The sequence below is a fragment of the Prosthecobacter sp. genome, from assembly GCF_046154365.1.
Taxonomy (GTDB): Bacteria; Verrucomicrobiota; Verrucomicrobiia; order Verrucomicrobiales; family Verrucomicrobiaceae; genus Prosthecobacter.
This window is the reverse complement of record NZ_JBJXFV010000135.1, coordinates 1-24,005: the sequence shown is the minus strand read 5'-3', so window position 1 is coordinate 24,005 and position 24,005 is coordinate 1. Positions and strand designations below refer to the sequence as shown.

Annotated in this window: 19 protein-coding genes and 2 tRNA genes; 9 read left to right on the top strand and 12 right to left on the bottom strand. The window is 60.3% G+C overall.

Annotated elements, in window-relative coordinates:
• Nucleotides 1–493: 493 nt before the first annotated feature.
• From ACKVY0_RS17285 to ACKVY0_RS17265, 5 genes are all read left to right on the top strand, one after another.
• On the top strand, nt 494–1,801 hold the full coding sequence (locus ACKVY0_RS17285; protein ID WP_409216073.1) for a CNNM domain-containing protein: 1,308 nt from the start codon (nt 494–496) through the stop codon (nt 1,799–1,801).
• A gap of 29 nt (nt 1,802–1,830) precedes the next feature.
• Nucleotides 1,831–2,769, top strand: a complete 939-nt coding sequence (locus ACKVY0_RS17280; RefSeq protein ID WP_409216072.1) for a CNNM domain-containing protein — start codon at nt 1,831–1,833, stop codon at nt 2,767–2,769.
• A gap of 148 nt (nt 2,770–2,917) precedes the next feature.
• Nucleotides 2,918–3,514, top strand: a complete 597-nt coding sequence (locus ACKVY0_RS17275; RefSeq protein ID WP_409216071.1) for a non-canonical purine NTP pyrophosphatase — start codon at nt 2,918–2,920, stop codon at nt 3,512–3,514.
• 4 nt (nt 3,515–3,518) lie between these two features.
• Nucleotides 3,519–4,376 carry a phosphodiester glycosidase family protein gene (locus ACKVY0_RS17270; protein ID WP_409216070.1) on the top strand — a complete coding sequence of 286 codons (858 nt, stop codon included), beginning with the start codon at nt 3,519–3,521 and terminating at the stop codon, nt 4,374–4,376.
• 115 nt (nt 4,377–4,491) lie between these two features.
• Entirely contained in the window at nt 4,492–5,565 is a 1,074-nt protein-coding gene (locus ACKVY0_RS17265; protein WP_409216069.1) for a M42 family metallopeptidase, read from the top strand.
• Between the two features lie 215 nt (nt 5,566–5,780).
• Here the strand turns inward: ACKVY0_RS17265 and ACKVY0_RS17260 are convergent, their stop codons facing one another.
• On the bottom strand, nt 5,781–6,227 hold the full coding sequence (locus ACKVY0_RS17260; RefSeq protein ID WP_409216068.1) for a hypothetical protein: 447 nt from the start codon (nt 6,225–6,227) through the stop codon (nt 5,781–5,783).
• Between the two features lie 49 nt (nt 6,228–6,276).
• Between ACKVY0_RS17260 and ACKVY0_RS17255 the strand changes: the two genes are divergently transcribed.
• Complete coding sequence (locus tag ACKVY0_RS17255) at nt 6,277–6,411, top strand: hypothetical protein (protein ID WP_409216067.1); 135 nt, start codon at nt 6,277–6,279, stop codon at nt 6,409–6,411.
• Between the two features lie 441 nt (nt 6,412–6,852).
• Here the strand turns inward: ACKVY0_RS17255 and rpoC are convergent, their stop codons facing one another.
• From rpoC to ACKVY0_RS17200, 11 genes are all read right to left on the bottom strand, one after another.
• Nucleotides 6,853–11,004 carry a DNA-directed RNA polymerase subunit beta' gene (gene rpoC, locus ACKVY0_RS17250; protein ID WP_409216066.1) on the bottom strand — a complete coding sequence of 1,384 codons (4,152 nt, stop codon included), beginning with the start codon at nt 11,002–11,004 and terminating at the stop codon, nt 6,853–6,855.
• A 54-nt stretch (nt 11,005–11,058) separates the two neighbouring features.
• Nucleotides 11,059–14,919, bottom strand: a complete 3,861-nt coding sequence (gene rpoB / locus ACKVY0_RS17245) for a DNA-directed RNA polymerase subunit beta (RefSeq protein WP_409216065.1) — start codon at nt 14,917–14,919, stop codon at nt 11,059–11,061.
• 378 nt (nt 14,920–15,297) lie between these two features.
• Entirely contained in the window at nt 15,298–15,678 is a 381-nt protein-coding gene (gene rplL / locus ACKVY0_RS17240) for a 50S ribosomal protein L7/L12 (RefSeq protein ID WP_409216064.1), read from the bottom strand.
• Between the two features lie 133 nt (nt 15,679–15,811).
• Complete coding sequence (gene rplJ, locus ACKVY0_RS17235) at nt 15,812–16,372, bottom strand: 50S ribosomal protein L10 (protein ID WP_409216063.1); 561 nt, start codon at nt 16,370–16,372, stop codon at nt 15,812–15,814.
• Between the two features lie 18 nt (nt 16,373–16,390).
• Nucleotides 16,391–17,089 (bottom strand): 50S ribosomal protein L1, encoded by a 699-nt coding sequence (rplA, locus tag ACKVY0_RS17230; protein WP_409216062.1) that lies wholly within the window; start codon nt 17,087–17,089, stop codon nt 16,391–16,393.
• Between the two features lie 53 nt (nt 17,090–17,142).
• A complete protein-coding gene (gene rplK, locus ACKVY0_RS17225; RefSeq protein WP_409216061.1) occupies nt 17,143–17,568 on the bottom strand; it encodes a 50S ribosomal protein L11 in 426 nt (141 codons plus the stop codon).
• Between the two features lie 52 nt (nt 17,569–17,620).
• Nucleotides 17,621–18,190, bottom strand: coding sequence for a transcription termination/antitermination protein NusG (gene nusG, locus ACKVY0_RS17220; protein WP_409216060.1), 570 nt, complete (start codon nt 18,188–18,190; stop codon nt 17,621–17,623).
• A gap of 37 nt (nt 18,191–18,227) precedes the next feature.
• Nucleotides 18,228–18,446: a preprotein translocase subunit SecE gene (gene secE / locus ACKVY0_RS17215; protein WP_409216059.1), complete on the bottom strand. Its 219-nt coding sequence runs from the start codon at nt 18,444–18,446 to the stop codon at nt 18,228–18,230.
• Between the two features lie 45 nt (nt 18,447–18,491).
• Nucleotides 18,492–18,567, bottom strand: a tRNA-Trp gene (locus ACKVY0_RS17210).
• Between the two features lie 150 nt (nt 18,568–18,717).
• On the bottom strand, nt 18,718–19,902 hold the full coding sequence (tuf, locus tag ACKVY0_RS17205) for an elongation factor Tu (RefSeq protein WP_409216058.1): 1,185 nt from the start codon (nt 19,900–19,902) through the stop codon (nt 18,718–18,720).
• 75 nt (nt 19,903–19,977) lie between these two features.
• Nucleotides 19,978–20,052, bottom strand: a tRNA-Thr gene (locus ACKVY0_RS17200).
• A 290-nt stretch (nt 20,053–20,342) separates the two neighbouring features.
• Between ACKVY0_RS17200 and ACKVY0_RS17195 the strand changes: the two genes are divergently transcribed.
• From ACKVY0_RS17195 to ACKVY0_RS17185, 3 genes are all read left to right on the top strand, one after another.
• Nucleotides 20,343–21,698 carry a VWA domain-containing protein gene (locus ACKVY0_RS17195; protein WP_409216057.1) on the top strand — a complete coding sequence of 452 codons (1,356 nt, stop codon included), beginning with the start codon at nt 20,343–20,345 and terminating at the stop codon, nt 21,696–21,698.
• A complete protein-coding gene (locus tag ACKVY0_RS17190; RefSeq protein ID WP_409216056.1) occupies nt 21,695–22,594 on the top strand; it encodes a hypothetical protein in 900 nt (299 codons plus the stop codon). The genes ACKVY0_RS17195 and ACKVY0_RS17190 overlap by 4 nt, the downstream gene beginning before the upstream one ends.
• Nucleotides 22,595–22,725: 131 nt before the next feature.
• On the top strand, nt 22,726–23,943 hold the full coding sequence (locus ACKVY0_RS17185) for a hypothetical protein (RefSeq protein WP_409216055.1): 1,218 nt from the start codon (nt 22,726–22,728) through the stop codon (nt 23,941–23,943).
• The last annotated feature ends 62 nt before the right edge of the window (nt 23,944–24,005 follow it).

The following is a 24,005-nucleotide window of genomic DNA, read 5'->3' as shown; positions in this document are numbered from 1 at the left end:
CCTGGGCCGCAAGGGCGACGGGCACCCAGGCGCCCAAGTCCTCTGGCAAGGCCTGCACCAACTCGACGCCATCACCGAGGCTTGGCGGCGCTTCGGTTCTCGAAATACTTGTGGGTAAAGCTCAGAGTCCTCTGGCGCTTTCGAACGTCCCCGGGCCTGCGGAAAGCTCCAGAGGGCTGGAGCACTCCAGGACGCTGCCGCGCTCAGCGCAAACCCAACTGCATGGTTACGGCTGAGACCTCTGTGTCTCTCCGTGAACTCGGTGATGGAACTCAATGATACTTGGAGTCATCAAGATTGGTGAAAACCTTTTTCTCCCACAGATTCAAGGAGGCCCACAGATTGCCTGAATCAGAAAACCAATCTGTGGGCCTGCCTGAATCTGTGGGAATCACAAATCATGAGGACGGGCAGTATAACCTGACCTGTCACCCCCCCCCTTGTTTCTTCATGTTTGCGGGTGAGACGGCGGGTGCCCGGCACGTAATACACCTTGACCCTCCACGTCGCCACCGCCCACACTGTGGCGTTCCTCTCGATGTCCTTGCTCGTCGCCGCCCTGATCTACCTCAATCTCCTGCTGATCCTCGCGGTCGTCTCCGCCTCGGAAACCGCCATTCACAGCGCACGAGATGTGGAGGCACAGCTTCTCGCCGCCGGCGAAGGTGCCGTGGCGCGCAAACTCCGCGCCATCACCGCGAATCCCTTCGCGCAACTGCACCGTGCGCTGCTGCTCTCCGCCGCGTTGAATCTCGCCCTCGCCGCACTGGGTCTCTGGATTGTCACCGGCCCGCTGCTTTATCTCGGCTGGAATCCCTGGATCACGTCATCCGTGCTATTCTTGGCAACGGTTCTGCTAGGTGATATGGCCCCGAAATTTTTTGCCGCACGCGCACCCTCCGTGGTTCTGCTCGGCAGCCTGCGTCTGCTCAACCCGCTGCGTAACGTACTCGACCCCCTCGCCGCGTTTGCGGATCATGCCACCGATGTGCTGCTGCAAAAATTTGTCACCCGTCATGTGAAGATGCGCCTGCCTGTCACGCGCGACGAATTTGAAACCCTCGTCGAAATGCGCCAGGAGCAGGGCCTGCTCGACAGCGATGAGAGCGCCATGATTCATGAGGCGCTTGATATTGAGGCACTCACCGTACGCGACTGCATGATCCCACGTGTCGATCTAGCGCTGATGAGCAGCGCGGACGCGCCGCAGAAAGCCACGGCCATTCTCGAAAAATCCGCCAGCCGGTTTGTCGTCGTGTATGGCGAAACTCCCGACTCCGTCGAAGGCGTCATCGACACCAGCGCCTGGAAGCTCGCCAACCGCCCGGATTGGCGCACGCTGCTGCGCACCCCGGCCTTCGTGCCCGAGACCATGCCCGTGCTCGAAGCCCTCGACCATCATCTGCAAAGCGGCGGTCAGCCCGTGCTCATCGCCGATGAATACGGCGGCCTCGAAGGCATGATCACCCGCCGTGAAATCGCCGACTGGCTGCTCTATGAAGCCGCACCCTGGCATGGTGAATCCGCCGAAATCCGCGACCTCGGCGGCGGTCGCTACCTGCTCGATGGCGGCACGCGCCTCGACCATCTGCAAAAGGAACTTGGCATCGAACTCGACGTCGGCGGCATCGACACCATCGGCGGCCTCGTCTTCAACCAGCTCGGTCATGTGCCAAAACCCGGCGAGCGCATCACCATCGCCGGTGCCGACATCAAGGTCCGCCGCACCGTCCGCGCCCGCATTCAAGAAGTCGAACTGCGCCTCAAACCCAAGCCCGCCGACGAATCCGCCGAACTCTGATTTCAAATTTCAGCTTTCAGCTTTTCCCCATGACCTGGCTCCTGCTCATTCTCTGTCTCGCCCTGTCCTTCATCCTCTCCGGCCTGGAGAGCGCAGTGCTGGCCGTCAGCCGCGTGCGCGTGCGTCATGCCGCCGACGAAGGTGATGCCCGCGCACGCGGCCTGCTGCCGTTGCTCGAAGATCGCGATGCGCTCATCGGCTGCATCACGGTGGCGAATCACATGACCAATCTCTGCGCCTTTGTGCTCATCGCCTTGCCCGTCGTGCGCAATGCCAGCCTGTGGGGTTATGCGCTCGCCTTCGCCCTCGCCCTGCCCGTGTTCCTCATCGGCCTCGAAGTGATGCCCAAGAAACTCTTCCGCCGTTATCCGTTTCGTTCGCTGCGCTCGGTTTCACCGCTCGTGCATTTCGTCGGAATGGCGCGCCCCTTGTTCCGCACCATCGCCGCCGCCAAACCGTCCGCCGAAACCATCGTGGTGCCCAACGTCGCACGCCAGAACCGTGGTCGTGACGGTTTGAAGGCACTCGCGCAGGAACTGACCGCGCAGCACCAACTCTCCGCCACCGCCACGCATCTCATCGAGCGCATGCTCGATTACAAGAAGCTCAGCACGTCCGACCTCATGCAGCCGCTCGCACGCAGCATCGCCCTCGCCGCCGAGATGACACTCAGCACCGCGCTGATCATCGCCCGCGAGCAGAATTGCACCCTGCTGCCCGTGCTTGGTGACAACGGCAGCTTCATCGGCGTTCTCGACACCACCGAGCTGCCCGCCACCATCCCGCCCGACCGCCTCGTGCGGCAGCACATGCGTACGCTTGATGCCATTCCTGGCACCCTGTCCGCTCTGCACACCCTGCAGCGCATGCGCAAATCAGGCCGCCGCCTTGCCATCGTCATCGACGAACGCCAGGCCCCCCTCGGCCTCATCACCGAGGAGCGCCTGCTCGAACCGCTGATGCATTGACGAAGATTTGCAGTTGTTTGCGGTGGTTGACAGTGGTTTACAATGGTTGCTCGGTCCTTTCGATCTCGACCACTCGACCACTCGACCACTCGACCACTCGATGTTCGATGTTCGATGTTCGATGTTCAGCGTTCAATGTTCGCATGCTATGTCCGCCCTCCTCTTCGCCACCTCCAACGCCCACAAGACCGAAGAAGTCGCCGCCATCCTCGGTCGCGCCTGGCAGGTGGAAGATCTGCGCGCTCATCCCCACATCACGCTCGATGAAGAAACCGGCGACACCTTCGAGGCCAACGCCATCATCAAGGCCCTTAGCGGCAGTCGTGGTGCTCCAGGTATGCTCGTGCTCGCCGATGACTCCGGCCTCGAAGTCGATGCCCTCGGTGGTGCTCCTGGCGTGCGCAGCGCCCGTTATGCCGGTGAAACCGCCAACGCTGCGGACAATCGCGCCAAGCTCAAAGTCGAACTCGCCAAGAAGGCGATGTACTCACGCTTCGCCGGCCGCTTCCACTGCTGCATGGTCCTCGCCCGCGGTGGCGAGGTGCTGCACATCACGCACGGCAGTGTCGCGGGCCATCTCCTGCTCGAAGAGCAGGGCGCAGGCGGCTTCGGCTATGATTCGCTCTTCGTTCCAGATGGCTTCACCGATTCCTTCGGCGTTCTTCCCGCTGAAACGAAGAACCAGCTCAGTCATCGTGCGCGTGCTCTCGCCGCGATGAAGAAAAAGCTCGCCACCCGCCTCTGAGCGCATGCATCGCCTCGCCATCATGGCCGCGCTCGCCCTCACGAGCTGTGTTCAGCCACCACGAGCAACGCCGGTCGAAAGCGATCCGAACCCACCTTCCCTGGCACCGCGCTACCCATCGTGGGACGAAGTACCCGCACCAATTCAAAACCAGGCTGCCTTACATCCCTCTCGAATCGATTCCGCCAAAGCAGGCCAGCCTCTCATCGGCGGCGCGTCCTTGCATCAAACCACGGTTCATTCCGTCGAAATGCAGTTCGTGATCTTCGACAGCCGCAGCTACGACCTCAAAGTCATCGACCAGCCCGAAGACTGGTCCGGTGGCGGCAAGATCAGCGAGTGCCTGCGTCGTGCGAACGCCATCGCCGGCGTGAACGGCGGCTTCTTCACGCCGCAGTTCAGGCCCATGGGCCTCATGATCACCAATGGTCGCAAGACCGGTGCCTGGCAGCAGAACAAACTCCTCACCGGTGCCGTTGTCGTCGATTCACAGCCACGCTTACTCTGGAACGCCGAGGTCAACCGCAGCAGCGCCCACGAACTGCTGCAAGCCGGCCCACGTCTCGTCGATGCGGGTCGTCCGGTGCCGAATCTCGAACGCAGCAAGCACACCACGCGCACCTTCATCGCCACCGACGGCGGCCATCGCTGGCTCCTCGGCCTCGCCCGCAACATCAGCCTCGGCGAACTCGCGGAAATCCTCGCCCAGCCGGGCAGCCTCGCCGGTTTCAACATCCACCGCGCCCTCAACCTCGACGGCGGCCACTCCTCCGCCCTCTATTACCGCACCGCCGACGGCCAGGAGCACTCCGACCCCGGCTGGAGCACCGTGCGCAACTACCTCGGCATTGTACCTCGATGAACACTGAACATCGAACGCTGAACACTCAATCTCCAACCCCAACCGCCCGCTGATCCATTCATCATTCAATGTTCATTGTTCAACCTTCAGTGTTCAATGTTCGCCTCCCTTCCCCATGTCCCCCTCCTCCAAAGCCTTCCTCCTCGATCTCCTCTCCACGCCCAGCCCCACTGGCTTTGAGGCACGCGGCCAGCGCAAATGGGCCGCCTACGCACGCAAATTCGCCGACCGCGTGGAAAGCGATGCCTACGGCAGCGCCTGGGCCACACTCGATGGCGGCACGAACGGACGCCGCCTCATGTTCGAAGCCCACGCCGATGAAATCGGGTACATGGTGAAGTACATCAACAAGCACGGCTTCATCTTCGTCGATCGCGTCGGCGGCAGTGATGTCGCCACCGCCCGTGGGCGTCGCGTCGATATCTTTGGCGACAAAGGCACCGTGCGCGGCGTCATCGGCAACACTGCCATCCACATCCGCGACCGCACCGACGAGAAAGTCCCGAAGGTGCATGAACTCGCCATCGACATCGGTGCTTCCAGCGACAAAGAAGTCGCCAAGGCCGGCATCCGCGTCGGCCATCCGGCCGTCTATGCGGATGGCGTCGAAGAACTCGGCCCCGACAAGCTCTGTGGCCGTGCCTTGGACAACCGCCTCGGCGGCTACATCATCGCCGAGGTCATCGCCCGCCTCGCCAAGCGCAAATCCCGCCTGCCCACCACCGTCTATGCCGTCAACGCCGTGCAGGAGGAGATCGGCGGCCACGGCGCGCGCATGATCGCCCACCGCCTCATGCCGGATGTCGCCGTCGTGCTCGACGTCACCCACGCCACTGACACCCCGCACGTCGATGAAAAAAAACACGGCGAGATCAAGCTCGGCGGCGGCCCAAGCCTCACCCACGGCGGCGCCAACCACGTCGAAGTCGTGAAGCGCCTCATCGAAGTCGCCGAGCAAGAGAAAATCCCCGTCCAGCACGAGGCCTCATCGCGCAGCACCGGTACCGACACCGACGTCATCTTCCACCAGCAAAGCGGCATCCCCAGCGCCCTCGTCTCATTGCCGCTGCGCTACATGCACAGCGTCGTCGAAATGGCCCACCTCCAGGATGTCGAGCACACCATCCAGCTCCTCACCGCCTTCGCGGAGAGTGTGAAGGCCAAGGATGAGTTCCGGGTGAAGCTGTAGGCGCGTTCGCTGCCCTCTCGCAGTCTCCATCACTCCCGTTGACTCTATCGCTCTCTGTCCCTGCTCTTTTCAGAATCGACATCAGCACCGGACTTATGACAACATTCCCGAAATTCAATCTGGGAGCCTTGACCATGAAACGCCGTTATCCTTCGTCGCAGCCGCCTCGGCACCGCCGACCACCGCGCCGCCTTTGCATCAGCAACCATTGGCGGTTAAGTGACGAAGAACGGGAAACGCTGGAAGATCTCCACGCCGCCACCGGCCACATCTTCGGCCGGCATCCTCACCTCAGATTTCATGAGGAGTTTAACCGTTGGATGGATCAGCATCCGGACCACTTCATTCTCTACCTGAAGAGCTACCACGCCCGCCTCTGGTCCCGTGCCCGGAAACAGGGCATTGAAAACCCCGAGGATCTGCCGGAAACATTGCGGGAAGTCGTGCATCAATCCGCCCTTACCCTCGCTGGGCACCTGTTTCGCCATTGCGCTGATCGCCTCCACGCCATGATGCATCTCAAACAAAATCCCGAGATCCTCCCCCTCCTCGATCAGGCCGTCAGCGACGTCGATCAGATCGTCGAATACCTGCTTGATCTCCGGGAACCCGAACGCAGCCACTGGCTGGCCCTCATCGAACCCCTGCGGGCAAGCTGCCATCGCCAGGCCACAAACCTCCGCCGCCAATCCCGCTGACTCGCCACACCTCGTGTCCCTGCCCCTGCGCTACATGCACAGCGTCGTCGAAATGGCCCACCTCGACGATGTCGAGCACACCATCCAGCTCCTCACCGCCTTCGCCGAAAGCGTGAAGGCCAAGGACGTGTTCCGGCTGAAGCTGTAGGTATCTCAATCGTCCTCATGCTCAGAGCGACGGATGGGCATCGGAGGCTCAGACATCCTTACCCCAGAGGAAACTCAGTGAGCCGGTTCTCCTCTGCGACCGTCCATCCTCTGCGGTTCAATACAAATATACCGCAGAGGATGGACGGTCGCAGAGGATCATTGACATTCCTCGTCACGGTACGAGAAGCGCCGGAGGTCAGGATGTCTGAGGCTGCATCAGTCACCTTCCTTCATGCTCCTGACGCATCCAGTCGTCCGCCCCGATCAGCGCGTTCCTTGTCTGGCTCGTTCGGTGCTGCAACTGGCTCGTCCTGCTCCTTGCCAGAACCGCGCGGTGCTTTGGGAGGACGAGACGGAGACGGACGCCTTAACCCGAACGCAAAACCGCCTCCGACGGCTGGCACCGAGGGAGGCGGGATTGAGTGGCTGAGGACGCGGATTACGCGGTGAGGGCTTCCTCTTCGTCTTCGCGGACACGGACGGGAAGCACGGGCTTCTCGGTCTCGTGGAGCTCGAAGTTGCGGTTGGTGATGAAACCAGTGCCGGCAGGGATAAGGTGGCCCATGATGACGTTTTCCTTGAAACCGCGCAGGAAGTCGGACTTCGCGAGGGTGGCGGCTTCGGTGAGCACACGGGTGGTGTCCTGGAAGGAAGCGGCCGAGATGAAGGATTCGGTCTCGATGGAGGCCTTGGTGATGCCGAGAAGAACCGGTTCTGCTTCCGCAGGCTTGCCGCCTTCTTCGGAGACACGGTTGTTTTCCTTCTCGAACTCGCCGCGGTCGATCTGATCGCCCCAGAGGAACTCGGTGTCGCCCGGATCGGTGATCTTCACCTTGCGCAGCATCTGGCGGATGATGATCTCGACGTGCTTGTCATTGATTTCCACGCCCTGGGCACGGTACACTTCCTGCACTTCGTTGACGAGATGCTCGCGGAGAGCCTGCGGGCCAAGAATTTCAAGGAGGTCATGCGGCACCACCGGTCCTTCGGTGATCTGGTCGCCTTTGCTGACGTGGTCGCCGTTGAAGAGCAAGATGTGCTTGCTGCGGGGGATGAGATGCTCTTCCTGCTGGCCAGTCTTGGTGTCGGTGACGATGACGCGGCGCTTGCCGCGAACGAGGCCGCCGATTTCGACGGTACCGTCGATGCGGGCGATTTCACAGGCATCCTTGGGCTTGCGGGCTTCGAAGAGTTCGGCCACACGCGGCAGACCACCGGTGATGTCCTTCGTTTTCGAGGCCTTACGCGGCGTCTTGGCAATCGTGGTGCCGGCTTCGACCTTCTCGTTGTTCTTCACGCTCAAGTGAGCGCCGGCGGGAATGGTGTAGCTGGCGAGCACCTCGTGCGTCTTCGGATTCACGACGACGACCTGCGGATGGAGGTCTTCCTTGTGCTCGATGACGACGGTTTCCTCGTTGCCGGTGCTCTGATTGACTTCCTTGGTGATGGTGATGCCGGAGATCATGTCACGGAACTCCAGCTTGCCAGCCTTCTCAGTGATGATCGGCACGTTGTACTGATCCCAAGTGACGATCTGCTGGCCTTTCTTGACCTTCCCACCGTCTTCGACGGCGATGACGGCACCCGCGACGAGCTTGTGGCTCTCGAGTTCGCGGCCTTCCTCGTCATGAATGGAGATGATGCCGTTCTTGGTAAGGGCGATCCAGGTGCCTTCAATGGTGGTCACCGCACGCATGTCGGTGTACTTGACGGTACCGGCGTTCTTGGTGTTGATGAAGGGCTGCTTGAAGGAGCTCATGGCAGCACCACCGACGTGGAACGTACGCATGGTGAGCTGCGTGCCGGGCTCCCCGATGGACTGGGCGGCGACGATGCCGACGGCTTCGCCGATCTTCGCCATGCGATGCGTGGCGAGGTGGAGGCCGTAGCACTTCGCGCAGCAGCCACGCTTGCTTTCGCAGGTGAGGACGGAGCGGATCTTGAGTTTCTCGACGCCGATCTTCATGAGGTGGGCGGCTTCCTTCTCGGTGGCCATCTGGCCGGCCTTGATGATGACGCTCTTGTCCACCGGATCGTGGATGGTCTCGCAACTGGTGCGGCCATAGATGCGGGTCTTGAGATCGACGATTTCTTCGTCGCCCTGATAGATGGAGGCGAGCGTGATGCCATTGACGGTGCCGCAATCTTCCTCGGTGACGATGACGTCCTGGGACACATCGACGAGCTTGCGGGTCATGTAGCCGGAGTCGGCGGTCTTCAGCGCGGTATCGGCGAGGCCTTTACGCGCACCGTGAGTGGAGATGAAGTACTCAAGCACGCTCAGACCTTCACGGAAGTTCGAGGTGATCGGACGTTCGATGATCTCACCGGAAGGCTTGGCCATCAGACCGCGCATACCAGCGAGCTGCTTGATCTGCGTACGGTTGCCGCGGGCACCCGAGTTTACCATGACGTAGAGCGGGTTGTGATGCTTCTTGCCTTCGTTGTGTTCTAACGTGCGGAAGAGTTCATCGGCAACGATTTCACCGACCTGCGTCCAGATGTCGATGATCTTCTGATAGCGCTCACCGTGCGTGATGATACCACGACGATACTGCTTCTCGATTTCTTCGATCTGCTTGTAGGCGTTCTCAAGACCGGCGGCCTTGGCCGTCGGGATGACCATGTCGGTGATACCGATGGAGCAACCGGAGCGGGTAGCTTCGCGGAAGCCGAGCTGCTTGAGACGGTCAAGGGCATGGACGGTCTCGCGCTGGCCCACGGTCTGGAAGCAGCGCCAGATGATGTCGGACACCTGCTTCTTGCCGACGGTGGTGTTGATGAAGCCAAGACCTTCCGGCCAGGTCTCATTAAAGAGCACACGACCGGCGGTGGTTTCGATCACGGCCTTGCTGGGGTCGCCATACGGGCGCTTCGGCAGCTTGTAGTCGGGATTGCGGAAACGAATCTTGTCGTTCACAGCAAGGCCGCCTTCGGAGATGGCGAACTCGATTTCGGAGGCGTCGTTGAAGGACGGCATGCGGCCTTCCACATCGCCCTTCTTCGCCTTCTCGTGGCTGGGGAACTCACGCAGGTAGGTGAGGAAGTAACAACCGAGCGGAATGTCCTGCGAAGGGTTCATCACGGGTTTGCCGCTGGCAGGGCTGAACAGGTTGTTCGGCGCGAGCATGAGCAAGCGGGCTTCCATCTGCGCTTCGATGGAAAGCGGGACGTGAACGGCCATCTGGTCACCGTCGAAGTCGGCATTGTAGGCCGTACAAACGAGGGGATGCACGCGAATGGCCTCACCTTCGATGAGCTTCGGCTCAAAGGCCTGGATCGAAAGACGATGGAGCGTCGGCGCACGGTTGAGGAGGACGGGGTGACCCTTGGTGACTTCGTCGAGAATGTCCCACACTTCCGGCGTGCGGCGTTCGATCATCTTCTTCGCACTGCGGACGGTGTGAACGAGGCCCATCTCCTTGAGACGGCGAATGATGAAGGGCTCGAACAGGACGAGCGCCATCTTCTTCGGCAGACCGCATTGGTGCAGCAAAAGGTCAGGACCGATGACGATGACGGAACGGCCGGAGTAATCGACGCGCTTGCCGAGCAGGTTCTGACGGAAGCGGCCGGACTTGCCTTTGAGCATGTCGGACATCGACTTGAGCGGACGATTGCCCGCGCCGGTGACCGGGCGGCCATGGCGACCGTTGTCGAACAACGCATCGACAGCTTCCTGGAGCATGCGCTTTTCGTTGCGGATGATGACATCCGGCGTGCGAAGCTGAAGGAGGTTCTTGAGGCGGTTGTTGCGGTTGATGACGCGACGATAGAGATCGTTCAAGTCGGAGGTGGCGAAACGGCCGCCTTCGAGAGGAACGAGCGGACGCAGATCCGGCGGGATGACCGGCAGCACTTCGAGAATCATCCATTCTGGACGGCTGTGGCTTTCGGCAAAACCGGCGCAAAGCTTGAGGCGCTTGGCGAGCTTCTTGCGAATCTGCTTGGAGCGCGTCTTGGTCATCGCCTCTTCGAGTTCCTTCGTGACATCAGCCAGATTGAGCTGGGCGAAGATGTCGCGGATGGCCTGGGCACCCATGCCGACGCGGAAGGCGTCCGCACCGTACTGTTCTTCGGCTTCACGCAGATCGACTTCGGTGAGAAGCTGGCCGCGCTGAAGCGGCGTGCTGCCCGGATCGACGACCATGTAGTCTTCATAGTAGATCACGCGTTCCAGCGAGCGGGCGGTCATGTCGAGCATGAGGCCGATGCGGGAAGGCATGCACTTGTAGAACCAGATGTGCGTCACCGGCACGGCGAGTTCGATGTGGCCCATGCGCTCACGGCGCACGCGGGAGAGGGTCACTTCGACACCGCAGCGGTCGCAGACGACGCCCTTGTGCTTGATGCGCTTGTACTTGCCGCAGGCGCACTCCCAGTCACGGGTGGGGCCGAAGATACGCTCGCAGAACAAGCCGCCTTTTTCGGGCTTGAAGGTGCGGTAGTTGATGGTTTCCGGATTTTTGACTTCGCCGGAGGACCATGAGCGAACACGGTCAGCAGAGGCGATGCAGATCGACACATAGTCGAACTCCTCGCCGGTTTGGGGTTCCCCGAAGATTTCTTTCAAGCTCGCGTCAGCATTCATAATGTGTGGAGATGGGTGGCAGGTTTTTGCGCTGGGTTGCTGGGGGAAGACGGGTTAAGCACCCGCCGAGGTGGCAAAGCTTTCGAGGGCTTCCGCATCTGCGTTGGCGTTGGAGCGCTTGTGCACCTTCACGTCGAGGCCAAGGGACTGCATTTCCTTGATGAGAACGTTGAACGACTCCGGCGTGCCGGCTTCGAGAGCGTGATCGCCTTTGACAATCTGCTCGTAAATGCGCGTGCGGCCTTGAACATCGTCGGATTTGACGGTGAGCAGTTCCTGCAGCGTGTAAGCCGCGCCGTAGGCTTCGAGCGCCCACACTTCCATTTCGCCGAAACGCTGGCCGCCGTATTGGGCCTTGCCGCCCAGAGGCTGCTGCGTGACGAGCGAGTAAGGACCAACAGCACGAGCATGAATCTTGTCAGCGACAAGGTGGTTCAGCTTGAGCATGTAAATGTAGCCGACGACGACGTCGAGCGTGTAGGAATCGCCGGTGCGGCCGTCATAGAGCTTCGATTTGCCGTTGAGGCCCATCCACTCGTAGCCGGGGACTTTCTTGGCGTCCTTGATGTACTCCATGATCTTGGATTCAGGAATACCGTCGAAGACCGGGGTGGCGATCTTCATGCCGAGAGCCTTGGCGGCGAGACCCAGGTGGGTTTCGAGCACCTGACCCACGTTCATGCGTGATGGCACGCCCAACGGGTTCAACACGATGTCCACCGGAGTGCCGTTTTCGAGGAAAGGCATGTCTTCTTCCGGCACGATATTGGCGACGATGCCCTTGTTGCCGTGGCGGCCGGCCATCTTGTCACCGACGGAAAGCTTGCGCTTGCTGGCGAGGAAGACGCGCACCTGCTTGACGACGCCGGTGTCGGCGGTTTCTTCGCTGCTCTCGATTTTGTCGAGATTGCGCTCACGTTCCATGTCGGAGTCCGAGAACTTCTGCTCGAAGGTCTGGATGATGTCGAAGATCTTGTTGCGGATCGGGCTCGGGTCGATCTCGATGGTGTCGTAGCTTTCAGCCACATGACGGAGCATCGTTTTGGTGATCTTCTTGTTCGCGCCGACGAGCGGTTCGCCCGTCTGACCGTTCACAATGTCGAGCGGGATCTTCTCATTGAGGAGGATGTCAGAGAGACGCTCGGTGAGCTGCTCGGTGAGGTCTTCCTTCTTGGCACGGTAGTCTTCTTCGATCTGCTTGATGTGTTTCTTGTACTCGGAAGGAGAGAGTTTCTCCTTCTCAGAGTCGGCGCCGAGGCCACGCTGTGCAATGCGGACATCCATGATGATGCCGGTGCAGCCGGAAGGCACACGCAGGGAGGTGTCCTTCACGTCAGCGGCCTTTTCACCGAAGATGGCACGCAGGAGGCGCTCTTCAGGGGCGAGTTCGGTTTCGGACTTCGGCGTGATCTTGCCGACGAGAATGTCGCCAGGCTTCACTTCCGCACCGATGCGCACGACGCCCTGGGCATCGAGATTTTTCAGCGCTTCATCACCGACGTTCGGGATGTCACGCGTGATTTCTTCAGGTCCAAGCTTGGTGTCACGAGCGATGACTTCAAAGTCTTCGATGTGAATGGAGGTGTAGATGTCCTCCTTCACCACGCGGCGGCTGATGGTGATGGCATCTTCGAAGTTGTAACCGTTCCAAGGCATGAAGGCGACGAGCATGTTCTTGCCGATGGCAAGCTCACCCTGGTCGGTGCAAGGACCGTCGGCGATGACATCGCCCTTCTTGATTTTCTGTCCGCGCTTCACCAGCGGCTGCTGGTTGATGCAGGTGCCGGCATTGCTGCGGCCAAACTTGCGCAACGGATAGACGTGCGTGCCCTTGTCTTCATCGGTCTGCACCGACTTGATGGGATTCTCGAGGAATTTTTCGTCCTTGATCGGCAGATTGCCGTCCTTGGTGACAATGATCACGTCAGCGGTCGCGGCGGCGACGGTGCCACCGGCGTCGGCAACGATGACCGAGCGCGAATCACGCGCGGCCTTGCCTTCCATGCCGGTGCCAACGAGCGGTGACTCCCCTTCGAGAAGCGGAACGCCCTGGCGCTGCATGTTGGAACCCATGAGGGCGCGGTTGGCGTCATCGTGTTCCAGGAACGGAATGAGCGCGGCGGCGACGGAGACGAGCTGCTTTGGCGACACGTCCATGAGCGTGACCTTCTCAGGCTCGATTTCGATGAAGTCGCCACGATAACGGACAGTGATCTTGTTGCCTTTGAAACGGCCCTTATCGTCGATCGGATTGTTCGCCTGGGCGATGTAGTGCTTCTCTTCCTGATCGGCGGTGAGGTACTCGATCTTGTCGGAGACGAGGCAATCCTTCACCGGGCGATACGGCGTTTCGATGAAGCCGAACTCGTTGATGCGGGCATAGCTGCCGAGGGAGTTGATCAGACCGATGTTCGGACCTTCAGGAGTCTCAATCGGGCAGATACGGCCATAGTGGGACGGATGAACGTCGCGAACTTCAAAGCCGGCACGGTCACGATTCAGACCGCCTGGTCCGAGAGCGGAGAGACGACGCTTGTGGGTCAGTTCCGCGAGCGGATTGATCTGATCCATGAACTGGCTGAGCTGGCTGCGGCCAAAGAAGTCACGCACGACGGCGGAAAGCGCCTTCGGATTGACGAGCTTGGCGGGCGTCATGGTGTCCATGTTCACGTCGAACAAGGTCATACGCTCTTTGACGAGACGCTCGGTGCGGGACAAGCCCACGCGGCACTGGTTGGCGAGGAGTTCACCCACGGCACGCACACGACGGCTGCCGAGATGGTCAATATCATCGAGGATGCCCTGGCCTTCACGCAGATGGAACAGGTAGCGGAGCGCGGAGACGACGTCCTCGGCGGTGAGGATGCGCATTTCGGTATCGACCTTGAGCGAGAGCTTCTGGTTGATCTTATAGCGACCGACACGGGTAAGGTCATAGCGCTTCGGATCGAAGAAGAGGCGCTTCACGAGCGCACGGGCATTCGGCGTGGTGGGCGGATCGCCCGGACGCAGGCGGCGGTAGATTTCCTTGAGCGCTTCGTCCTCGTCCTTCGCCGTGTCTTTGCGCAGCGAGGTGATGAGCAGATCATCCGGCGAGGCGGTGACGACTTTGATGGTTTTGATGCCGAGCTGAATGAGCTGGCGCACAACGCCGGAGGTCAGCGGCTCGTAGGCACGGGCGACGATGAGTTCGCCGTCGAGGATGTCCTTGTAGAGGATCTTGGTGGCGATTTCTTCTTCGGAAATGCTGTCCTTGAGCTTCAGGTCCTGGATTTCGTAGAACAGCTTGAGGATATCCTCATCGGTGGGGAAACCGATCACACGCAGGAGCGTGGTGGCGAGGAACTTGCGACGGCGGCGGCGGCGGTCGAGATAGACGTAGAGCAGGTCGTTTGTGTCGAACTGCACTTCGAGCCAGGTGCCGCGGTCAGGAATGATGCGGAAGCCGTGCAACCAGCGGCCGTTGAGGTGCTGGGAGGTTTCAAAGCAGATGCCGGGGGAGCGGTGGAGCTGGGAAACGACGACACGCTCGGCGCCATTGATAACAAACGTGCCACGCACGGTCATGAGGGGGATTTCGCCCATGTACACGCGTTCCTGCTTCGCACCGGCCTCGTCTTTCAACTCATAAGTCACATACAGCGGGGCGCTGAAAGTCTCGGCCTCATGAATGGCTTCGAGGGAAGAGAGCTTGGGATCGCCGATTTCGTACTGCACGAAATCGAGCGTCATCTTCTCATCGTAGCTGGTGATCGGGAAAACTTCCCGGAACACGGCTTGAAGACCAAGGTCCTTGCGCTTCGAGGGGGTGATGTTCTTCTGGAGGAAATCCTCGTATGAGCGGAGCTGGATCTCGATGAGATTCGGGGGCTCGGCGACTTCGTGGATTTTGCCAAAGTTGGTGCGCTGGGACATAAGGCAGAGATGAGGCGGTTTAGGGGGCGATGGCGGGGGCAGGATGCGGAGGGGTTAATTCCGCGTGGCAACAACAGCGGTGAGGTCAGGCGGCCAGCCCAGCCTCACACACAATGGTTGCGAAAATGAAACAGCCGGAGACCGGGGATGAACCCGCACTCAGGCCGAAAAAATGGAGTACAGCAGCCGCCACACCGCGAGCAACCCCGGAACCGCAGCGCTGGCTGCGGAAGTTCAGGAGGTCACGGACGGGTGCGGGCATGCGATGAAACGAAACTAACGGGGGATTGGACTGGACTAACTTGAGAGACTCTGGGCCGCGTGGCGCTGGCTGTTGAAAGCGCACGCCACGCAGCAAAGAGCAGGAGGAACGTGAGGTTACTTGATCGTAACTTTGGCGCCGGCGGCTTCCATCTTCTTCTTGATTTCTTCCGCCTCTTCCTTCTTGACGCCTTCCTTGAGGGTCTGCGGAGCGCTCTCGACGAGCTTCTTCGCTTCAGCAAGGCCAAGGCCGGGGACCACGCCGCGGACTTCCTTGATGACGCCAATCTTGTTGGCACCGGCTTCAGTCAGGATGACGTCAAACTCGGTCTTCTCTTCAACAGGAGCAGCAGCGGCACCACCGCCACCGGCGGCAGCAGCGGCCACGGGCGCAGCAGCGCTCACGCCCCACTTCGTTTCGAGGGATTTCACGAGTTCAGCGACTTCCATGACGGTCAAGCCACTCAGTTCTTCAACGATTTTATTCAGGTCAGCCATATTAGTGTGTCGGTGTCGCCGCGCTCCGCAGCTGCGGATGATTTAAGAGCAAAAGCTTTCGCTCCGGCGAGGAACCATTGGGTGTTTAGGTATTCAGGCCGTGTGACGGGCCATCTGGTCAAATTGGGGTGGGTTAGGCAGCAACGGTTTCAGCAACTGCTTCAACAGGCGCAACTTCAGGAGCGGCTTCAGCAGGCGCAGCTTCGGCCGGGGCGGATTCCAAATCAGCCTTGGCTTTAAGCACGCGGGCAAGTGCCGAGGCAGGAGCCTGCAACACGCCAAGGAGCTGCGAGAGGAGCGCTTCACGGGAAGGCAGATCAGCGAGAACCTTGACGGCGCTGGCATCCAGCAGCTTGCCGTCGAGCACGCCAACTTTCATCACCGGCTTCTCGAATTCAGCGGCGAAGTTCTTCAAGATCTTTGCGGTGGCGCAAACGTCCTTGGCACCGGTGACGTAGGCGCTCTGGCCGGTCAGGTGGGTGCTCAAATCACCCGGGTAGCCGGCCTTTTCAGCGGCTTTCTTCACCAAGTTGTTTTTGAAGACGTGGATCTCCGCGCTGACGGCGCTAAGGCGCTTGCGCAGCTCGGCGAATTTATCGACCTTGAGGCCGGTGTAATCGACGACGAAGAGGAACGGGGAGGCATTGACCCGGCGCAGCAGGTCATCAATGAGCAATGTCTTTTCAGCTTTCATGTGTCAGTGCTGCGTGGATTAGAGTTTGATGTACTTCGACACGTCGATGCGGAGCGCAGGCGACATGGTGGCGGCAAGCGTCATGGTTTCGACATAACGACCACGAGCGGAGGCGGGCTTGGCACGCACGACGGCTTCGATGAGCGAGGTGGCGTTTTCGGCGAGCTGGCTCACCTCGAAAGAGGCTTTGCCGACGGAGGAGGCGATGTTGCCATTCTTGTCGAGCTTGAAGTCAGCGCGACCAGCCTTCACGGCCTTCACGGCGGCGGCGGTGTCTTCAGTGACGGTGCCGGTACGCGGATTGGGCATCAAACCACGCGGTCCGAGCTGCTTACCAAGTTTGCGGACTTCATTCATCGCTGCGGGAGTGGCAATGGCGACGTCGAAGTCGGTGAAACCTTCCTTCACCTTGGCGATGAGGTCTTCGTTGCCGACGATGTCAGCACCGGCGGCCTTGGCGGCATCAGCAGCAGCACCTTGGGCGAACACGGCGACGCGCACGGTCTTGCCGGAGCCATGGGGCAGCGGGCAGGTGCCGCGCACCATCTGGTCGCTCTTCTTCGGATCGACACCCATGCGGAACGACAGGGTGACAGTCTGGTTGAACTTCGTGCCAGGGAGTTTGCGCAGGAGGTCGGCCGCTTCTTCAAGCGTGAAAACCTTGCCTGCCGGAACCATCTCGGCGGCTTTCTTGTAACGTTTGCTTCTCTTTTGCATGGTGGGTGTGCAGTGGTGGCGAACTGTGACGTTCTCCTGCTTGGGTTGGGGGATTAGTCGGCGATGTCGATGCCCATCTGACGTGCGGTGCCAGCCATGATGCGGGAGGCACGTTCGAGGTCAGTGGTGTTGAGGTCGGCTAGCTTCATCTTGGTGGCTTCGAGGAGCTGGGCCTTAGTGATCTTGGCAACTTTCTTCTTGCTGGCCTCACCGGAGCCGGAGGCGATGTTCGCCACCTTTTTCAGGAGGTTGGAAGCCGGCGGCTGCTTGGTGATGAAGGTGAAGCTCTTGTCCTTGTAAACGGTGATGACAGTGGGCAGCACGTCACCGCCAGCTTTCGCGGTGGCAGCATTGAATTCCTTGCAGAAAGCCATGATGTTCACACCGGCCTGACCGAGAGCAGGGCCAATGGGCGGTGCGGGGTTGGCGGCTCCAGCCTTGATCTGAAGCTTGATGAGTTTGATGATTTCCTTGGCCATGTGTTTGTGTTCCTTGCTTGCTTGGGGATGAAATTAAATGAGTCAGGCGGCTTTATGCCTTTTCCACCTGCCAGTATTCGAGATCGACCGGAGTGGAGCGACCGAAGATGTTAACGGAGACGCGCAGCACGCCGCGCACCGGATCGATTTCCTCGACGATGCCGTTCTGGCTCTCGAAGGGACCGTCGGCCACACGCACGGTATCGCCGAGGTTGAAGGCGATTTTCGGCACCGCACCGTCGTCCTTGTCGCGGACCTGGGAGAGCATCGCCTCGACCTCTTTGGCACGCATGGCGATGGGATGGTCCTTGGCACCGGCGAAATTGAGGACGCCGTCAGTTTCCTTGACGAAATACCAGGTCTTATCGACGAGGCGGTTGTGTTCGTCGAGCAGATGGCAGTTGGCGATGACGTAGCCGGGGAAGAACTTGCGGTTGCTCTCAGAGCGCTTGCCCTTCTTCACTTCGGCCACGCGTTCCATGGGAACGAGCACCTGGAAGACATAGTCCCCCATCTCCTCCGTTTCGATACGGCGGAGCATGCTGTCACGGACCTTCATTTCAAGGCCGGAGCGGACGTGGATGACGAACCACTGATCGCGGGGTGCAGGGATGGCTCCCATAAGGTTTCGGGGGAAAGAGGGGTTGAGAAAATGAAGACTACATGCCCAGCTTCTGCGCGGCCTCGAAGGCCCACTTGAAGCTGATGTCGAACGCGGCCACGAAGGCTCCGAGCAGGATCATCGCGATGAAGACCACCACCGTGGATTCATTCAGTTCGCGGTATTTGGCAAAGCCCTTCTCCTTGGAATCCCACGGCCAGGTGGCCTTCTTGAGTTCGAGGATGACTTCGCTGATGTATTTGCGGATGCGGCTCATGTGAAGCGTTGCGACTTTCGGGGAAAATATTCTCGGGATGTTCGCTGGCAGGCCAGGAGGGACTCGAACCCACAACCAACGGTTTTGGAGACCGCTACTCTACCAATTGAGCTACTGACCTGTGTGTTAGCGAAAACGCTTCCCGGAATGGATAACGATGGATGACAGTTTGGCAAGTCGCGGTCTCCTCCGTCCCGGTGAGGAGACGAAACCGCCGCCAGGTCTGTGCGCCAGACCCGGCGGGGTTCGAGACAAACGAACTGCGCGGACTTTAGTCGAGGATGGTGGCGACACGGCCAGCACCGACGGTCTTGCCGCCTTCGCGGATGGCGAAGCGGATGGTCTTTTCCATAGCGATCGGGGTGATCAGCTCGACTTCGATCGAGACGTTGTCACCAGGCATCACCATTTCAACACCTTCAGGAAGCTTCACGCTGCCGGTCACGTCCGTGGTGCGGAAGTAGAACTGCGGGCGGTAGTTGTTGAAGAACGGCGTGTGACGGCCGCCTTCGTCCTTGGAAAGCACATACACCTCGGCGGTGAACTTCTTGTGAGGAGTCACGGAGCCGGGCTTGGCGATGACCTGTCCGCGCTCGATGTCGGTCTTCTTCGTGCCACGCAGGAGGAGGCCGACGTTGTCGCCCGCACGACCTTCGTCGAGCAGCTTGCGGAACATTTCGATGTCGGTGACGGTCGTCTTGGCGGTCGGGCGGATGCCGATGATCTCGACTTCACCCATCTTCTTGATGATGCCACGCTCGATACGGCCGGTGCAGACGGTACCACGACCTTCGATGGCGAACACGTCTTCCACTGGCATGAGGAAGTCCTTATCGATCGGGCGCTCTGGCAGCGGGATGTAGCTGTCCACGGCGTCCATGAGCTTGAGAATGTTGGCCTCATGCACTGGATCGCCTTCGAGGGCCTTGAGTGCGGAACCCTTCACAATCGGGATTTCGTCACCTGGGAAGTCATACTTGGAAAGCAGGTCGCGCACTTCCATCTCGACGAGGTCGAGGAGTTCGGCGTCGTCCACCATGTCCACCTTGTTCATGAACACCACGAGGGCTGGAACGCCGACCTGACGGGCAAGCAGGATGTGCTCACGAGTCTGGGGCATTGGGCCGTCAGCGGCGGAAACAACGAGAACGCCACCGTCCATCTGGGCGGCACCGGTGATCATGTTTTTCACGTAGTCAGCGTGTCCGGGGCAATCGACATGCGCGTAGTGGCGCTTATCGGTTTCATACTCCACGTGGGCGGTGTTGATCGTGATGCCGCGCTCCTTTTCTTCAGGAGCCGCGTCGATCTGATCATAAGCCTTCGCCTGCGCGAATCCCTTTTTGGAAAGGACGGTCGTGATGGCGGCGGTCAGGGTGGTCTTGCCGTGGTCAACGTGGCCAATCGTGCCGATGTTGACGTGCGGCTTGTTGCGTTGGAATGCTTCTTTAGCCATGGGTGGAGTTAGTTGAGGGGGTGCGCTTGGGACTGGTTCGTTTGTCGTGTTTCGAAGATCCCCACAATGCGCCACTGGAGCTGTTAGAGGGACTTGAACCCTCGACCTCGTCCTTACCAAGGACGTGCTCTACCACTGAGCTATAACAGCAAACCGGCGGCAGTCTCGTGAGAGACCTCCTCCTCTTTCGACAATAAAACCGGGGAATGCAAATCTCGCAGACTGATGTCAGGAGATAGTACGCCCCGGCTCTTATACCGAAAAAGTGGCGCGAGAGTAGGACGCTCGGCATCTCTGTCAAAGATTATTTCCAATCTTTCCGAAAGACCCAAAAGCACTCCTGCGTGGCACTCATAGCCCCTCTCGCCCTGCCATGGCAACATTTTAGGCTTGGCATAGCAGCAGCAGCTAATAACCTCGTGCTGAAAAACCAGCCCACCATGCCTCGTGTCCTTCATCTCTGCGCGGTCACCGTCGCCCTGCTCGCGGCAGGTGTGAACGCTGCGGATGAAACCGAGGCTCAACTCAAAACCATCGTGCGGGCGGCACGCATCGGCAATCAAGAGGCCCTCACGCTGCTGAAAGACCTGCCCGCCGCCAAACTGACGGGCGATGCCGTACTCAGCATCGTCAGTGACAAAAAAGTTGGCACCGGCATGAAGTTGCGGCTCGCCGAAATCGTCACCGCCTGGCCTGCGGGCGAAGGCCGCAAGGCACTGGCCGACTGGCTGGTCAAACACCCTTCGTGTGATGACGATGCCCTCATGTTCTTCGCCGGCATCGGGCTGCTGGAAGCGCGCACCTTCTTCTGGAACATGCTCACCCAGGTCAAGGGCCCGCTCGCCGCCGTGCGCGATCCCGAGCATGTGGCCCTCGCTGCCAAAGCGCTCGGTGCCTTCCCCGACAATCCCGAAGTCGTCGTCACCCGCATCGCCACCATGCTCGATCCCGCCTGCGCCCACGTCATGCGTGCCTGCGCCGCAGAAGCCCTCGGCAGCATGCAGAACCTCAAGGCCGTCGAAGCGCTCCTGCCGCATCTTGGCGATGATGCCATCGACGACATCGCCCTGTGCGCGCTCTACCGCCTCACCGGCCAGGGTTTTGCGACCGACGTGGACAAATGGAAGGCCTGGCTCATCGAGCAAGGCGCGAACGTCGCATGGAAAAAACTCACCAAGACCGACTACACGAACTACCTCAAAACACAAAAACTCCTCAAACCGCTGGATGATCCCGCCATGAACAACATGGGCTCGTTCTACGGCATGGAATTCAAAGCGAAGGGTGCCCTGTTCATCCTCGATGTCAGCGGCAGCATGACGCAGGACGATCGCATCGGCAGGCTCAAGGCGCAGATGAGCAACCTCCTCACCGCCATGCAAAACATGTCGGACAAACTGCGCTACGGCATCATCACCTTCGGCGCGAACATCGACTCCTGCTTCCCAGCACGCGGCATCGAGACCAACACCGAAAAAAACCACAAGCAGGCCGTGCGCTTCATCGAGCGCATCCAGGCCGACGGCGGCACACCCATGTGCGAGGCGCTAACCCATGCGTTGACCAAAATGCTGCCCGACGGCAACATCGACGCCATCTACTTCCTCAGCGACGGCCAGCCCAGCGACGGCACACCGCAATACGTGCTCGAACTCGCCGCCCGCATCCACACCAAATTCCAGACGCGCATCCACACCATCAGCATCGGCGAACTGCCATCCATCGATCTCGAAAAACCCTCGTTGCTCAATCAAATCGCCACCACCTGCGGTGGCACCTTCACCATTCCGCCATGAACACACGTCGCGACATCCTCCGCTCAGCGCTCTGCACCGCACCCGCCGTCCTCACCGGCTGCATCCTGCCCGATTTGCAGGAAGTCCGCCGCACCGGCCTAGTCTCACAATCCACCGGCACACACTCTGGCGCTCCCTTCCTCGTCTCCGGCAGACGTGCCGCTGCATTGCGCGAATACAACCAGCGCTTCCTCGTCTCGGGAGCCACCTTCCGCTTCGGCCCCAAACCCGCCTACGGCATGGCGTGGACAGCCGAACTCGAACGCGGCTACGCCAGCATCAAGCATGACCCGCGCCTCGGCTACGCCGTCAAAAATCTCAGCACCGGCACCTACCTCGCCGAATTCCAGGCCGACCGCGTCCTCACCGGTGCCTCCATGCCCAAACCAGCCGTCTCCGCCGTGCTACTCGAATCGAAGCAGGGCAACCTCACCCGCGAGGAATTCCAGCACATCGTCAATGCCTGCGACCTCAGCATCAACGCCTCCTGGCATGCCATGCTCGGCCGCTTCAGCGCCGCCGACGAGCAGTACTTCGAGCAGAAATACCGCCTCCCCGACGTGCCCATCCGCGGCAACGGCCAGTCCCCCCGCTTCTATGCCGAATTCTTCGAGCGCCTCGTGAACTACAAGCTCGACTACGGCTGCGAGATGCTCCTCGAAGCCTGCCGCCGCAATCAATTCGGTCGTGGCCGCTGGTACTTGCCCGCCGAGATCACCTACATCGGCGGCAAGACCGGCACCGACGGCCCCTACAAGCACGAAGGCCTCTTCTTCGACTACCGCGGCACCCGCTACGCCATCGTCATGTACAGCGACGGCCACTTCGGCCGCCACGAAAGCTTCTGGCGCATCGGCGCCGTCTTCGGCGGCCTGTTTCGCGAATACATCGCGTGATCGCGATGCATCACAGGCATTTCATCATGTATTGGCTCCCCTTCCATACGATCCTTGAGCAACAGCCCTTCTTTGCGGCGGATCAAAAAGATTTTGCCACCCGCGCCTCAGGCAACTAGCCTCCATCCCAGATGGCCGACATGATGTATGACTACCCCGACCCGATCTTCGGCAATCTTCCGCCGTCGAAACAGTTGGTCAATATCACGGCTCGCTCTCTCGCCGACCAGCAGGATTTCGCGCGAGGATTCGGGACATCCATGAAGAGCCTCGATCACACATTCGCTGATGGCTTCAGCGGCATGCAGTCCACCATGCGCGACGGTTTCAGCAGCATGCAAAACACCATGCGCGATGGTTTCTCCGGCCTGCACAACGACCTCTCCCAGGGCTTCGCTGAAGTGAACTCGCACGTTGATGCAATGGGCAATCAGATCAGCGGCCAGATCGCCGACAGCACCAACTACCTCGCTGACACGATGGTCAATGTCGGGCAGGGCATCAATGACACGACCCTCAAGGTGGGCGAGGCTCTTGGCTCACAGATGGCCAGCAACACCGCGCATCTGCAAGGCACCATGGAAGCCGTCGGCCAGCATCTGGGCGACACCACCCTCAAGGTCGGCCAGGCCCTGGGACGCCAGATGGCGGACAACACCGCCTTCCTCGGCCGGCAGATGTTCGACAACACTCAGCACCTCTCCGCCGTCTTCCAGGACGTGGGCGCGCAGTTGGGCCATACCATCTTCCAGTCCACGGCGGCCATCACCGGCTCCATCTTCATCGCCAGCCTCAACACCAACCGCGTCCTCTCCAGAGCCATCAAGCGGCAGACGCAGGAGTTGAAGAACGAACTGCTCGAAGTCCGCACCGAGCAGATGCACACCCGCCGTGCCATCACCGCCGCCCAGCTCCTCACCTACCATGAGCTGGCTGAGCTGAAGGTCCAAACTCTGCGCAACCACACCGAGACCGTCTGGATGCTCATGCGCCAGTCCAGCATCATGCAGGACATTCACGAAACCCTGAAGCATCCCCTCCGCACCAAGGCGCTCGAACTCGCCGAGACCGGCACCTACCTCATGTCCCGTGGCCTCTTCGAGCAGGCCCGTGAAGCCCTCACCGAGGCGAAGAATACCATCCATGACCGTGAGCCGAGCATCGCCGTCTCCCTCGCCTTCGTTTATGACAACCTCCGACAGGGACGCGAGGTCGAGGAGCGCCTGCTGCACGCCGCCACCCTTGCGGATGACCGCACCTTCATCGCCTACGTTCACGGCCTGCTCAGACGAGAGCGCAAAAATGATTTCGGATTTGGACCCTGCCGGGCATTGTTGGGCGGCAATTAATACTGGAGGGCAGGGCGAGGGTTCATCAGCGCTCTAGTTCGGGCGGTGCTGGCCAGCAGGTG